We start from the raw sequence: 13,908 nt of genomic DNA on the forward strand, positions 1-13,908 counted from the left end.
TCCGATCGACACGGACGGCGGGGCGACGATCATCGTCGCCCCGCCGTCGCGCGTCTCGGCCGCGATCCGCTGCTGGCTCAGCGGAAGAGGTTCTGCAGGTCGAGCAGCACCCGCGGGATGGCGTCCATCTGCACCTGCGCGAGGAAGATGACGATCGCGTAGCAGACGACCGTGATGAGCGGGATCCAGCCGAACCACGACGCGGCGAGGCGCTTGATCCGCGCGGAGGCCGGCAGATTGCCCTCGCGCAGGTTGTACAGCGTGACGACCCAGAACGTCGGGATCGTGACCGCCCAGGTGAGCATGCACCAGGGGCACAGCACGTCGAGCACGTAGATGCTCTGGTAGATCAGCCATCCCACGAAGACCAGGGCGCCGGCGACGCCGACGTTCAGCCCGACCCAGAACCACCGCGCGAAGCGGGCGCCGGCGAGGATGCCGATCGCGATCGTGATGACGACGGGCCACGCCGCCACGCCGATGAACGGGTTCGGGAAGCCGAACACGGAGCCCTGCCAGGACTCCAGGTTCGTCGCACAGCCCACGAGGACGCCGACGTTGCAGTTCGGCACGTGCGTCGGATCGATGAGCGTGAGCACCTTCTCGACCGAGAGCTCCCATGCGGCCAGCAGCCCGAGGGCGCCGGCGATGAGCAGGAAGACGGCGAGGCCGATCGGGCGTGTGCGGCGAGCGGAGTCGGGCATGGTCGTATTCTGACACGCCCGCGGGGCGGGCAGCTGCGGGGATTCCACCTCGGCGGCGGCGGGCGTGCGATAATCGGAGGGAAGTCGGTTCGGACCAGCCTGGTCCGGCACCGGCGAAGGCTTTGAGGATGCCCAGGCATCCGAGACGCGGCGAACCCGCCGCGGAGATGTCGCGACCGAGGCACCACCCGCCCGGTTGCAGAGAAGAGTTGGCGGTCACCCGCACGCGGGGGCCGCTCCGAGGAGTACGGAGGCCGGCCGACGAGGTCGAGCCACCGGTGTAGGAGTGCACCAGAGATGGTGGAAGGCAACAACGAGAACCCCACGAACGATTCGACCCGAGGGGCCAAGCGGCTCGGCGGGCTGTTCGGCTCCCGACGCGGCGGTCGGCGCGCGACGCTCGTGCCCCGCGCCGACGACGTCGCAGACGCGCCGACGGTCGACGCCCCTGCGGACGAGGTCGAGGCCCCGGCGGCCGCAGTGACGGACGCCGTCGCCGAGATCCCCGCCGCGGACCCGGCCGAGACGCCGGCGGCGACCGCGGGCGAAGCGCCCGCCGCGGCGGAGGCCCCGGCGGCCGACGCCGAGACTGCGGCGACGAGCGACGCGTCCGCCGACGCCGCGAGCGCCGAGGCGGAGCCGGCGGAGGAGCTGCGCCCGATCACCGGGCCGATCTCGACGACGTCGCTGATCTTCCGTGCTCCGCCCGTCCTCGTCGTGCCGGAGCGCGCCGAGTCCGACGACGAGCGCGACGAGTCCTCGAGCGTGCGCCGGCGCACGCGTCGCCGCAGCGGCGAAGAGGCCCGTTCGAACGGCGACGCCCCGGCGAACAACGTCGTCAAGGTGCGCAAGCCCCGCGAGCCCGAGCTCATCACCGAGCCCCAGAAGGTCAAGGGCTCGACCCGCCTCGAGGCGAAGAAGCAGCGCCGCCGCGACGGTCGCGACGCCGGCCGTCGTCGTGCGGTGATCACCGAGTCGGAGTTCCTCGCCCGCCGCGAGGCCGTCGACCGGCAGATGATCGTGCGGCAGAAGGGCGGCCGCATCCAGATCGGCGTGCTCGAGGACAACGTGCTCGTCGAGCACTACGTCGCGCGCAACCAGGACGCCTCGCTCATCGGCAACGTCTACCTCGGCCGGGTGCAGAACGTGCTGCCCAGCATGGAGGCCGCGTTCGTCGACATCGGCCGCGGCCGCAACGCCGTGCTCTACTCGGGCGAGGTCGACTGGGAGGCCGCCGCCGAGAACGGCGAGAAGAACCAGCCCCGCCGCATCGAGCTCGCCCTGAAGCCCGGCGACCGGGTGCTCGTGCAGGTCACGAAGGACCCGGTCGGCCACAAGGGCGCGCGCCTCACGAGCCAGATCTCGCTGCCGGGCCGCTACCTCGTCTACGTGCCGAACGGCTCCATGAACGGCATCAGCCGCAAGCTCCCCGACACCGAGCGGGCCCGGCTGAAGAAGATCCTCAAGGAGGTGCTGCCCGAGAACCAGGGCGTGATCGTGCGCACCGCCGCCGAGGGCGCCACCGAGGAGCAGCTGACCCTCGACGTGAACCGGCTGATCTCGCAGTGGTCCGACATCTCGGCGACCCTCGAGAAGGTGCAGGCGCCCGCGCTCCTGCACTCCGAGCCCGACCTGCTGATCAAGATCGTCCGCGACGTCTTCAACGAGGACTTCCAGAAGATGATCATCTCGGGCGACGAGGCCCGCGAGACGATCGAGCGCTACCTGCGGCAGGTCGCGCCCGACCTGCTCGAGCGCGTCGAGGCCTACCGCGGCGACACGGACGCCTTCGACGAGTACCGCGTCTCGGAGCAGATCGAGAAGGCGCTCGACCGCAAGGTGTGGCTGCCCTCCGGCGGATCGCTCGTCATCGACCGCACCGAGGCGATGACGGTCGTCGACGTCAACACGGGCAAGTTCGTCGGGTCCGGCGGCAACCTCGAGGAGACGGTCACGAAGAACAACCTCGAGGCGGCCGAGGAGATCGTCCGGCAGCTGCGGCTGCGCGACATCGGCGGCATCATCGTGGTCGACTTCATCGACATGGTGCTCGAGTCGAACCGCGACCTCGTGCTGCGCCGGCTCATCGAGTGCCTCTCCCGCGACCGCACCAAGCACCAGGTCGCCGAGGTGACCTCGCTCGGGCTCGTGCAGATGACGCGCAAGAAGCTCGGTCTGGGCCTGCTCGAGTCGTTCTCGGAGCCCTGCGAGACCTGCGCCGGCCGAGGCATCATCGTGCACCACGAGCCCGTCTTCCGGCACCGCGCCCCGCAGCAGCAGCCGGAGCGCCGCCGCGGACGCGGCGGCAACGGCAACGGCGGGGGCAACGGCGGGGGTCGTGACCGCGAGCCGCAGCAGCCGCAGGCGCCGCAGCCGGACAAGTCGGCGTCCGCCGGCACCCACGGCATCACCGAGGACGCGAAGCACGCCCTGGCCCAGATCGCCGCCTCGACCATCGCGGGCGGCGAGCCGCGCGAGTCGGAGCAGGCTGCAGCCGAGGCCGCGCCCGCCGAGTCGCGCTCCTCGCGCCGCCGCGGCCGTCGCCGGGCGAGCAGTGCCCAGCAGGCCGGCGAGCAGCAGGCCGACGCGACGAACGCCGACGGCGCGGATGCACCGCCGGAGCGCCCCGCGCGCGAGCGCGAAGCCGAGCCGACCGCGCCCGCCGCGGAGTCCGCCGCCGCACCGATCGTCCCGGTGATCGAGCTCCCCGAGGCTCCCGTGCGCAGCCGGCCGAACCCGCCCGCCGACACCGAGCACCTGCTCGACTCCGTGCTCGACGCGCTGCCGGCGCCGAAGAAGGCGGGGGAGGGCCGCGCCCGCAGCCGCCGCGTCAGCACGGCGTCGAGCGCCGGTGGCGAGGCCCCGGTGATCACCCGGCCGCAGGAGGACTGAGCACCGTCACGCCGAGGCGCGGCGCTCCCGGCGCTCCCTCGGCGTGACCCGCAGTCCGCTCGCCCGCAGTCGCCGGACGAGCTCGCGCGGCTCCACGGGCACCGCGCCGGCGGCGACGAGGTCCTCGTAGCGCTCGACCGGCACGTCGTAGTGATCGAGGTCGAAGCTCCGCGGCGGCAGACCCGCCCGCTCGGCGAATGCCTGCAGTTCGGCGATCGAGGCGTCGCTCACGAGGTGCGCCCACACCGTGCCGTGCTTCGGCCAGAGCGGCGTGTCGATGAGGACGGTCATGCGGCCGATCCTATGCCCGCACGGGCGCGGGGCATCCGCTCGGACGGGCGAGACGCGCCGGGGCAGCCTGTTTGCGAGGCTCTCCGGCATCCGGTAAACTCGACCGTTGGTGCCGCCGCTTATCCCGGTGTGCCCGACAGTTTTCTGGCAGTCATCACCCTTCTTTTCCCGCTGGGGCGACCGCGCAGTGACATCCCATGAGACAGACGGAGCCCCCGAGGCTCCCCGGAGTTAGGTACGAGTAGTGGTTTACGCAGTAGTGCGCGCCGGCGGTCGGCAGGAGAAGGTCGAAGTCGGCACCATCGTGACGATGGACCGCGTCAAGGCGGGCGAGGACGGCAAGGTCCAGCTCGTCCCGGTCCTCCTCGTCGACGGCGACAAGATCACCTCCGACGCCAAGTCGCTCGCGAAGGTCACGGTCACCGCCGAGGTCCTCGAGGACCTGCGCGGCCCGAAGATCGTGATCCAGAAGTTCAAGAACAAGACCGGCTACAAGAAGCGCCAGGGCCACCGTCAGGAGCTCACGCGCGTCAAGGTCACCGGCATCAAGTAACGACCAGGCTCGCAAGGAGAGACTGACATGGCACACAAAAAGGGAGCGAGCTCCACTCGCAACGGTCGTGACTCGAACGCCCAGCGCCTCGGCGTGAAGCGCTTCGGCGGCCAGGTCGTGAAGGCCGGCGAGATCATCGTCCGCCAGCGCGGCACCCACTTCCACCCCGGCGCGAACGTCGGTCGTGGCGGCGACGACACCCTGTTCGCCCTCGAGGCGGGTGCGGTCGAGTTCGGCGCGAAGGGCGGCCGCAAGGTCGTCAACATCGTGGCGGTCGGCGAATAGTCGAGCGAACTGTTTCGTGAGGGCGGGCTTCGGCTCGCCCTCACGTGTTTCCGAGCGAGAGCTCGGAGAGAGGATGGCGCAGCATGGTCAGCTTCGTCGATGAGGTGCGCCTGTTCGTGCGCGCCGGCCACGGCGGCAACGGCTGCGTCTCCGTCCGTCGGGAGAAGTTCAAGCCCCTCGCGGGCCCCGACGGCGGCAACGGCGGCGACGGCGGCGACATCGTGCTGGTCGCCGACCCGCAGGTCACCACCCTGCTCACGTACCACGGGCGCCCGCACCGCACCTCGCCGAACGGCCAGCCCGGCATGGGCGACAACCGTTCGGGCGTGACCGGCGAGGACGTCATCCTCCCGGTGCCCGTCGGCACCGTCGTGAAGGACGAGTCGGGCGAGGAGCTCGCCGACCTCGCCGAGCCCGGCATGCGCTTCGTCGCGGCCCAGGGCGGTCAGGGCGGGCTCGGCAACGCCTCGCTCGCGACGACGAAGCGCAAGGCGCCCGGCTTCGCGCTGCTCGGCACGCCAGGCTTCGAGGGCGAGATCGTCCTCGAGCTGAAGACGATCGCCGACGTCGCGCTCGTGGGCTACCCGTCCGCCGGCAAGTCGAGCCTCATCGCCGCGATGTCGGCCGCGCGCCCGAAGATCGCGGACTACCCCTTCACGACGCTGCACCCGAACCTCGGCGTCGTCGAGGCCGGCGACCACCGCTTCACCGTCGCCGACGTGCCCGGCCTCATCGAGGGCGCCAGCGAGGGCAAGGGCCTCGGGCTCGAGTTCCTCCGCCACGTCGAGCGCTGCTCGGCCCTGCTGCACGTGCTCGACTGCGCCACGCTCGAGCCGGGTCGCGACCCGATCAGCGACCTCGACGTCATTCTCGCCGAGCTCGCCGCCTACCCGGTGCCCGAGGGGCAGGTGCCCCTCCTCGAGCGCCCGCAGCTCATCGCGCTCAACAAGGTCGACGTGCCCGAGGCGAAGGAGCTCGCCGAGTTCGTGAAGCCCGAGCTCGAGGCTCGCGGCTACCGGGTCTTCGAGATCTCGACCGTGAGCCACGAGGGCCTGCGCACGCTCGGCTTCGCGCTCGGCGCAGTGGTCGACGAGGAGCGCGCCCGCCGGGCCGAGAAGCCGGAGCCCGAGCGCATCGTCCTGCGCCCGAAGGCCGTGAACGCGCCCGAGTTCGTGGTCCGCCCGGAGGGCGGCAGCTACGGCACCATCTACCGGGTGCTCGGCACGAAGCCGGAGCGCTGGGTGCACCAGACCGACTTCGCGAACGACGAGGCCGTCGGCTACCTCGCAGACCGGCTCGCCCGCCTCGGCGTGGAGGACGAGCTCGTCCGCGCGGGCGCCACCGCCGGCTCGACCGTGGTCATCGGCCCCGGCTCGGGCATCGTCTTCGACTGGGAGCCGACGCTCACCTCGACCGCCGAGCTGATCACCTCGCCGCGCGGCACCGACACGCGCTTCGACGACAACCGGCGCGCGACCCGGGCGGAGCGCCGCAGCGACTACCACGACCGCATGGACGCGAAGGCCGAGGCCCGCGCCGAGCTCGAGCGCGAGCGGGAGGCGGGCATCTGGTCCGACGAGGAGCAGGGATGACGCCCGTCGAGCGGGCGGACGTGCCCGCCGCGACGCGCATCGTCGTCAAGGTCGGCTCCTCCTCGATCAGCGGCGAGAACGCCGGACAGATCGCCCCGCTCGTCGACGCGCTCGCGGCCGCTCACGGCCGAGGCGCCGAGGTCGTCCTGGTCTCCTCGGGCGCGATCGCGACCGGGATGCCGTACCTCAAGCTCGACGCGCGGCCCGACGACCTCGCCACCCAGCAGGCCGCGGCCTCCGTGGGGCAGAACCTGCTCGTCTTCCGGTACCAGCAGTCGCTCGACCGCTTCGGCATCATCGCGGGGCAGGTGCTGCTCACCGCGGGCGACCTGGAGAACGCGACGCATCGCTCGAACGCCCAGCGCGCCATGGAGCGGTTGCTCGGCCTGCGCATCCTGCCGATCGTGAACGAGAACGACACCGTGGCGACGCACGAGATCCGCTTCGGCGACAACGATCGGCTCGCCGCCCTCGTCGCTCAGCTGATCGGCGCCGAGCTGCTCGTGCTGCTCTCCGACGTGGACGCGCTCTACACGAAGCCCCCGCACCTTCCGGGCGCCGAGCGCATCGCGCGGGTGCCGTTCGGCGACCCGCTCGCCGGCATCGAGATCGGCTCCGTCGGTCGTGCGGGCGTGGGCACCGGCGGCGCCGAGACGAAGGTCTCGGCCGCGCGCATCGCCGCCGAGGGCGGCACCTCGGTGCTGATCACCGCGACGCCGCTCGTCGACCGGGCGCTCGCGGGCGACGACGTCGGCACCTGGTTCGACCCCGCCCCGGCCCGTCACACGGCCGACGAAGGGGCCGCCCTCGCCTAGGCTTGGGGCATGTCGGATCTCGATCTCCAGGTGCTCGACCGTCGCTTCGCTGCGGCGAAGGAGGCCTCGCGCGCCCTCGGCCGCGCCACCACCAGCACGAAGGACGGGGCGCTCGAGCAGGTCTCGCGCCTGCTCCGCGAGCGGGTGGGCGAGATCGTGGCGGCGAACGGGGGCGACCTCGACGCCGGGCGCGAGCAGGGCCTCTCGACGGGCCTCCTCGATCGGCTGACCCTCGACGAGCGGCGCATCGGCGCGATCGCCGACGCGGTGCTCGAGGTCATCGGCCTCGACGATCCGGTGGGGGAGTCCGTGAGCGGCCGCTCCCTGCCGAACGGCGTGCGCATCGATCAGGTGCGGGTGCCGCTCGGCGTGGTCGGCGCGATCTACGAGGCTCGCCCGAACGTGACCATCGACATCGCGGTGCTCGCGCTGAAGAGCGGCAACGCCGTCGTGCTGCGCGGGGGCAGCGCCGCGGAGCGCACCAACGCCGTGCTCGTGCAGCTGCTCCGCGACGCGCTCGACGCAGCCGGGCTGCCGGGCGACGCGGTGCAGACCGTCGACGACTTCGGCCGCGCGGGCGCCACCCGCCTCATGCAAGCGCGCGACTTCGTGGACGTGCTCATCCCGCGGGGCAGCGCCGGGCTCATCCGCGCCGTCGTCGAGCAGGCGAAGGTGCCCGTCATCGAGACCGGAGCCGGGGTCGTCCACATGTATCTCGACGAGAGCGCGCGCGAGGACTGGTCGGTCGAGCTCGTGCACAACGCGAAGGTGCAGCGTCCGAGCGTCTGCAACGCCCTCGAGACGCTGCTCGTGCACCGCGCCGCCGCCGAGCGGCTGCTGCCGCCCGTGCTCGCCAGGCTCGAGGCCGCCGGCGTGACGATCCATGCCGACGAGGCGGTGCGCGCACTGCGCCCGGACCTCGCGCCGGTCACCGAGGAGGACTGGGCGACGGAGCACATGAGCCTCGAGATCTCGGTCGGGGTCGTCGACTCGCTCGACGACGCGCTCGCCCACATCCGGCGCTACTCGACGAAGCACACCGAGTCGATCGTGACGAACGACCTCGCGAACGCCGAGCGCTTCCTCGACGAGGTCGACGCGGCGGCCGTGATGGTCAACGCGTCCACCCGCTTCACGGACGGCGCCGAGTTCGGCTTCGGCGCCGAGGTCGGCATCTCGACGCAGAAGCTGCACGCGCGCGGGCCGATGGGCCTGCCGCAGCTCACGAGCACGAAATGGCTGGTCCGGGGTGCGGGGCACGTGCGCGGCTGATCCGTCGAACCCTCTCCGTACTCGGTAGACTGGCCGGAGCGTTCCGCGCGATTCCCGCGCGGGCTACGAAAGGAATCCACGAATGAGCCTGATGGCCGTTGTTTTCGCCGAGACGGTGCACGCGCGGGAGCTCCCCGTCGAGACCTACGTGTACGGGCTCATCGCGCTCATCGTCTTCTTCGCGCTCGGCATCGTGACCTACTCGTACCGCGACGTCGCCAACCGGCACCGCGCGAAGTCCGAGGCGTATGCGAAGCGCCACGGCGGGAGCGAGCACGGCGGCCACTGAGGGTCCTCGAATGAGCGGTGATCGCCGCCCCAGAGTGGGGGTCATGGGCGGAACCTTCGACCCGATCCACCACGGTCACCTGGTGGCGGCGAGCGAGGTCGCCCAGTCGTTCGACCTCGACGAGGTCGTGTTCGTCCCGACCGGCGAGCCGACCTACAAGACCGTCGTCACGCCGGCCGAGCACCGCTACCTCATGACGGTGGTCGCGACCGCCTCGAATCCGCGGTTCACCGTGAGCCGCGTCGACCTCGACCGCGGCAAGCCGACCTACACGATCGACACCCTGCGCGACATCCGGGCGCAGCGTCCCGACGCCGATCTCTTCTTCATCTCGGGCGCCGACGCGATCGCGCAGATCCTCTCGTGGAAGGACGTCTCGGAGCTCTGGGAACTCGCCCACTTCGTGGCAGTCACCCGCCCCGGCCACGTGCTTTCCGTGACCGGTCTACCGGAGCAGGACGTAAGCTTGTTGGAGGTCCCGGCCCTGTCGATCTCCTCGACCGACTGCCGTGACCGCGTGAACCGGGGATTCCCGGTGTGGTATCTGGTGCCCGACGGGGTCGTGCAGTACATCTCGAAGCACCATCTGTATCGGAGTGTCGAATGACGTCGCAGGAACCGCCGCTGACCCGGCGCGAGGCGCGCGAGCGCGAGCGACGGCTGCAGGAGCAGGCCGCCGGCGGCGTCGAGCGCGCCGATGCGGAGGCCGACCCGCCGGCCACCGGGCCCGGCGCCGCCACGGCGCCTGAGCAGGGCGCCCCCGCTCCGGCGGTCGCGCCGCCGCAGGCGGCCGTGCCCGCTCCGCCCCAGCGGGTCGTGCAGACCGCGCCGAGCGCGTTCGCCCCGCCGCCGCGCAGCGACGCCGCGTCGACGACGAACCCGGCCGCCCCGCGGCCCGCCGGCGGTCAGGAGCCGTCCCGCAACACACCGGAGCGCACGCTGACCCGCCGCGAGCTGCGGGCGATGCTCGACACGCACCAGCTCGACGAAGTCGACGACGCGGAGGCGATCGACGACCCGGCCCCTGCGCGCCCCACCACGGCACCGGGGGCGGCTGCCGAGCCGCCGACGACGCCACGGGCTGATCCGGGACCAGCCACGCGCCACGATGCCGCGCCCGCGGAGCCGGCGCCGAACACCGGCCACTGGAGCCTCCAGATGGCGGCCGACGATGACGAGGCGGCGGCGGAGCCGTTCGATCAACTGCTCAGCCGAGGCGGGGTGTCCCGCGGGGTGCCGACGACCACGAACGCCCTCATCCTCCCGTCGCTGCCCGACGGCGCGACGATCATGCCGCCCGCCGCGGCCGGAGACGACGTGATCGTCACCGGGTCGATCGATCTGCCCCGCAGCTTCGGCGCGACCGGCGTGCACCCGAGCCAGGTCGACTCGTCCGACATCGACCGACTGCTCGATCACGTCGAGGACGCCGCGACCGCCGGCGTCGCCCCCGTCTCCGCCACGAAGGCGATCAGCACCCAGACCACGTCGAAGCAGATGATGGCCCCGCCGAAGAAGGACGGCGCCAACGTGCCGCTCATCCTCGCCATCACCGCAGGCGTCCTCGCCCTCGGCGTCGTCGCGACACTCGTCATCGGCGCGGTGTTCCGCCTGTTCTGAGCCGACCATGACCATCCGATCCTCCACCGCTTCGAAAGCGAGCGCATGACCGCTTCTCAGCACGCCCATGATCTCCTCGCCGTCGCCGTCCGCGCGGCGGACGCGAAGGGCGGTGAGGACTTCGTCGCGCTCGACGTGTCCGAGCAGTCGCCGTTCACCGACGTCTTCCTCCTCGTGACGGGCTCCTCGGAGCGCAATGTGGTGGCGATCTCGGAGGGCATCGAGGACGCGATGCTCGAGGCCGGTTCGCGCACGCTCCGCCGCGAAGGGCGAGACGGCGGCCGGTGGGTGCTCATCGATTTCGGCGACCTCGTCGTGCACGTGTTCCACGGTGAGGAGCGCATGTACTACGGGCTCGAGCGGCTCTGGCTCGACTGCCCGGCCATCCCGGTGGCCGATCTCGTGCCGAACGCTCCAGGCGCCCAGGCAGCGGGGGAGTGAGGCCCGCTCGGATTCGCGAGCGCGCCGAAGGTGGTGTAATCTGAATCTGTTGCCGCGAGAGCGGGAACGAAGCGGGGCGAAAGCCCCACTGGGTCTGTGGCGCAGCTGGTAGCGCACCTGCATGGCATGCAGGGGGTCAGGGGTTCGAGTCCCCTCAGATCCACCAAGAACCCCCGCACTTCCTCGGAAGTGCGGGGGTTTTCTCGTCGGCCGCTCGGAGCGTGCACCGTCCGGGCCCGCCGTGAGGAGCCCCCAGCCGATCACCCCGAACCGCGTCAGAGTCGGGGATCGGCTCAGAGCCGCGGGAAGTCCTCCGCCGCGTAGCTCTGCTCGGCATCGATCTCGAAGGTGTCCAGGCGCACGTCGTAGCTCGACCCCCACCAGCTCGGACTCGTGGCCGTCACGTTGACGAAGCGCTGACCGGACTCGCCCTTCGAGTACCGCACCCTGACGGAGACGCCGTCCGGGCTGCGTGCCTCGAGTTCCACGGCGCCCCACTCGTCGGTGACGGCATCCCCGACGTCCCAGCCGGACGCACTCAGCGAGTCGGCGATGGCGGCGAAGTCCGGTGACGCCGAGGCCGCCTGCACGAAACGGGCGGTCAGGGCGTAGCAGTCGGCTGCCGCCGTCACCCACGGGCAGCCACGAGACGAGCTCGCGCGCGCCTCCGCGCCGGTCCAGTCCATCGGCGAGACGCGCGCCCGGACCTCGGAGAGCGCCTGCTGCGTCGCCTCGTATCGTTTTCGGTCGAGCTCGAGCCGGGCTGCACCGTCCCGCGCCTGCGCCACGGAGAACGTGTCGCCGTTCGCATCCTGCGCCGTCGAGTGGAGCCCGACTCCGACGACGCAGCTCGCAACGATCGCGAGCGGGACGACGAAGGCCGCAGCCCAGGCCACGATCACGCTCGCGCGGTGCGGGCCCGCAGCTGCGGTGCCGGTCCGCCCCTGCCGGACCAGCACCAGCGCGATGGTCAGGACGGCGACCCAGCTCAGCGTCGCGGCGACCGCGCCGACGATCATCAGGCCCGTCTCGATCGCGGACGGCAGCCGCTCGCCGGCGAGCGCGTTCAGGATCGAGGGCAGGGGTGCGCTGTCCGTCGTGCCCGGCATCGCCGCACCGACGCAGATCCACCCCCACCAGACGACGAACAGGAGTGGCACCATCGGCAGCGGAGCGCTGGCGTACCCTCGTCGTCGAAGCAGGAACCGGGGGAGCGCCCCGAGGAGCGCCGTGCCGGGGACGAGCACCACCGAAGCCGGGATGAGCACCAGGCTCTCCCATCCTCCGTTGCCGAGCAGTCCGTGGAGGCACACGAACGCCGGCACGACCCAGTTCATCCACGGCCAGATCACCCACGTGAACCGAGCGATCCCCGATGTGCTCATGCTTCGTTCCCCTGCTCCGCTGCCTGCTCGGGCAGCCCGAGCGACGCGACCCGGTCCTGGATCAACCCCATCGTCTCGATGATCCACGCCCACGTCTCGGGGTCGCTGGTGCTGAGTGGGCGGTTTGAGAAGAGGAAGACCCGGCCACCGACGATCTCGAGGTCGACGGCTCGCCGGGCGAGCTGCGACAGCAGCCTTCCGTCGAACAGCCTGCGAGCGAGGTCCACGTCGCGCTGCCAGGTCCAGAGCTCGAATCGGCCGCCATCGGGCGAGTCGAGTCGTGTCGGCGTCCTGGCATCGAAGGCCGACGCGATCCGCTCATCGAAGGCCCCCGTGTTCCGCTTCCCGTCGAGCAGGAGCTCCGGAGCGGCCCGATCGAGCGGTGCCGTGGCGTAGCCCCACTCCCAGACGGAGCGCGCGCCGCGGTAGCCTTCCGTCACGTAGCGGTAGTTGGCCACCTCCAGCCGGTCACCCGGCCAGCCGATCAGGTCGTCAGCGACACGGTCCCGGCCCCGGCCGAAGAGCAGCCCGCGATGCGCCGGGTCCGCGAGAACGGGCGTGTACTCGAGCTGGTTGTCGGCCGCGAACCGCTCGAGCCGGTAGCGCCGTTCCGGCAGCTGCCGGTCGTGCCTGGACGCCGCCGTCAGCAGCCACACGCAGAGCGCGACCGTGGCGAGCAGGACGACCGCGGCGGCGATCGCCCAGCCGGGGCCCTGGTCGAGGGCCAGGAGTCCGAAGAGCACGGCGGTCGGGACGCCCAGCAGCACGACGATCGCCAGCACGCAGCCGACGCCGAACCGCGAGACGCCCGAGCGGACCCCCAGCTCCTGTTCGAGTCGCCGCGCGTGCGCGGACACTGTCGATCGGTCGACCTCGTCGGTCAAGGCGCGGACGTCCAGGTCGCCGAGGCTCCCGGGGCTGCTCGAACTCACGAATCGGATCCTTCCGTCGGAGCTCGGCCGGCTCGGCGAGGCCCCTCAGCTCCATCCTCGCAGTTCGTCCGGCGGGTCAGCCACGCCCCCGACGGTCATGGTGGAATCGGGCGAACGCCGTCGCGGCGATCACGGCCGCGGCAGCGAGCAGCGCCGCCACGGCCGTCAGCTCGGAGCGGGGCTCGTCGATGGCCCTGGCGATCGCGACCCAGCAGATCCCCCAGCAGAGCGAGAGCGTCGGCGCGATCCGCCCGCCGCCCCAGAGCGCCAGCGCGATGCCGACCGCGGACGCCACGCCGAGCACGAGCGCGGCCCAGAATTCAGGGGCCGCACCGAAACCGCGGAATCCGGCCGCGGTGAGTACGGCCGCGGCGTTCGCGGCGGTCGCGATGACCACCCAGCCGAGGTACAGCCCGATCGAGCCGTCGGCGACGACCGCCTCGACCCGGCTCTTCGGGGTGCTGCGCCGCAGGAGCACGAAGAGCCGGCACAGCACGGCGAGCAGCAGGGCGATGACGGGCAGGCTCAGCCACAGCAGATCGAGCTGCACGGTGAAGATCCAGACGGCGTTCAACAGGAGCGACGCCGTCACCCACCAGCCGAGGCGGCGTTGGCGCTCGTCGTGACGTTGGGCGGGGAGCGCCTGCCAGATCGCGTAGGCGAGCATGCCGGCGTAGATCAGGCTCCAGATCCGGAACGCGCCGGTGCCCGGGGCGACCAGGGTGGCGTCGGCATCCAGATAGCCGCCCGCGGCCTGCTGGATCGGCGTGCCGATGACGACGCCGGAACCGAGGAACGCTGCGATGATGGCGAGGATCGAGCTCACCAGCACGACTG

At 71.7% G+C, this 13,908-nt stretch carries 15 protein-coding genes and 1 tRNA gene; 11 read left to right on the forward strand and 5 right to left on the reverse strand.

The window, feature by feature from the left end; translation table 11 throughout:
• Positions 1 to 77: 77 nt before the first annotated feature.
• A complete protein-coding gene (locus MTP13_RS13905) occupies positions 78 to 704 on the reverse strand; it encodes a vitamin K epoxide reductase family protein (RefSeq protein ID WP_243568303.1) in 627 nt (208 codons plus the stop codon).
• Positions 705 to 1,001: 297 nt separating this feature from the next.
• Here MTP13_RS13905 and MTP13_RS13910 point away from each other — a divergent pair, with 297 nt between their 5' ends.
• A complete protein-coding gene (locus MTP13_RS13910; protein ID WP_243568304.1) occupies positions 1,002 to 3,596 on the forward strand; it encodes an Rne/Rng family ribonuclease in 2,595 nt (864 codons plus the stop codon).
• Between the two features lie 6 nt (positions 3,597 to 3,602).
• Here the strand turns inward: MTP13_RS13910 and MTP13_RS13915 are convergent, their stop codons facing one another.
• Entirely contained in the window at positions 3,603 to 3,887 is a 285-nt protein-coding gene (locus MTP13_RS13915; protein ID WP_243568305.1) for a DUF4031 domain-containing protein, read from the reverse strand.
• A 244-nt stretch (positions 3,888 to 4,131) separates the two neighbouring features.
• Here MTP13_RS13915 and rplU point away from each other — a divergent pair, with 244 nt between their 5' ends.
• From rplU to MTP13_RS13965, 10 genes are all read left to right on the forward strand, one after another.
• On the forward strand, positions 4,132 to 4,440 hold the full coding sequence (gene rplU, locus MTP13_RS13920; protein ID WP_189084975.1) for a 50S ribosomal protein L21: 309 nt from the start codon (positions 4,132 to 4,134) through the stop codon (positions 4,438 to 4,440).
• A gap of 27 nt (positions 4,441 to 4,467) precedes the next feature.
• Positions 4,468 to 4,725, forward strand: a complete 258-nt coding sequence (gene rpmA / locus MTP13_RS13925; RefSeq protein WP_189084976.1) for a 50S ribosomal protein L27 — start codon at positions 4,468 to 4,470, stop codon at positions 4,723 to 4,725.
• Between the two features lie 83 nt (positions 4,726 to 4,808).
• Positions 4,809 to 6,317, forward strand: a complete 1,509-nt coding sequence (gene obgE / locus MTP13_RS13930; protein WP_243568306.1) for a GTPase ObgE — start codon at positions 4,809 to 4,811, stop codon at positions 6,315 to 6,317.
• Entirely contained in the window at positions 6,314 to 7,132 is an 819-nt protein-coding gene (proB, locus tag MTP13_RS13935) for a glutamate 5-kinase (RefSeq protein WP_243568307.1), read from the forward strand. Before obgE ends, proB begins: the two co-directional genes overlap by 4 nt.
• A gap of 9 nt (positions 7,133 to 7,141) precedes the next feature.
• On the forward strand, positions 7,142 to 8,404 hold the full coding sequence (locus tag MTP13_RS13940; protein WP_243568308.1) for a glutamate-5-semialdehyde dehydrogenase: 1,263 nt from the start codon (positions 7,142 to 7,144) through the stop codon (positions 8,402 to 8,404).
• Between the two features lie 91 nt (positions 8,405 to 8,495).
• Entirely contained in the window at positions 8,496 to 8,693 is a 198-nt protein-coding gene (locus tag MTP13_RS13945; RefSeq protein WP_243568309.1) for a hypothetical protein, read from the forward strand.
• Between the two features lie 10 nt (positions 8,694 to 8,703).
• Positions 8,704 to 9,300, forward strand: a complete 597-nt coding sequence (gene nadD, locus MTP13_RS13950; protein ID WP_189084981.1) for a nicotinate-nucleotide adenylyltransferase — start codon at positions 8,704 to 8,706, stop codon at positions 9,298 to 9,300.
• A complete protein-coding gene (locus MTP13_RS13955; protein ID WP_243568310.1) occupies positions 9,297 to 10,313 on the forward strand; it encodes a hypothetical protein in 1,017 nt (338 codons plus the stop codon). The genes nadD and MTP13_RS13955 overlap by 4 nt, the downstream gene beginning before the upstream one ends.
• Positions 10,314 to 10,358: 45 nt before the next feature.
• Positions 10,359 to 10,754: a ribosome silencing factor gene (gene rsfS / locus MTP13_RS13960; protein WP_243568311.1), complete on the forward strand. Its 396-nt coding sequence runs from the start codon at positions 10,359 to 10,361 to the stop codon at positions 10,752 to 10,754.
• A 90-nt stretch (positions 10,755 to 10,844) separates the two neighbouring features.
• A tRNA-Ala gene (locus MTP13_RS13965) sits at positions 10,845 to 10,920 on the forward strand.
• 127 nt (positions 10,921 to 11,047) lie between these two features.
• Here MTP13_RS13965 and MTP13_RS13970 read toward each other — a convergent pair.
• The 3 genes from MTP13_RS13970 to MTP13_RS13980 all read right to left on the reverse strand — a co-directional run bounded on the left by MTP13_RS13970 (position 11,048) and on the right by MTP13_RS13980 (position 13,897).
• Positions 11,048 to 12,139, reverse strand: coding sequence for a hypothetical protein (locus MTP13_RS13970; RefSeq protein WP_243568312.1), 1,092 nt, complete (start codon positions 12,137 to 12,139; stop codon positions 11,048 to 11,050).
• A complete protein-coding gene (locus MTP13_RS13975; protein WP_243568313.1) occupies positions 12,136 to 13,071 on the reverse strand; it encodes a hypothetical protein in 936 nt (311 codons plus the stop codon). Before MTP13_RS13975 ends, MTP13_RS13970 begins: the two co-directional genes overlap by 4 nt.
• A gap of 76 nt (positions 13,072 to 13,147) precedes the next feature.
• Positions 13,148 to 13,897: a tryptophan-rich sensory protein gene (locus MTP13_RS13980; RefSeq protein WP_243568314.1), complete on the reverse strand. Its 750-nt coding sequence runs from the start codon at positions 13,895 to 13,897 to the stop codon at positions 13,148 to 13,150.
• Positions 13,898 to 13,908 lie beyond the last annotated feature (11 nt).

The organism is Agromyces soli, assembly GCF_022811605.1.
GTDB lineage: Bacteria > Actinomycetota > Actinomycetes > Actinomycetales > Microbacteriaceae > Agromyces > Agromyces soli.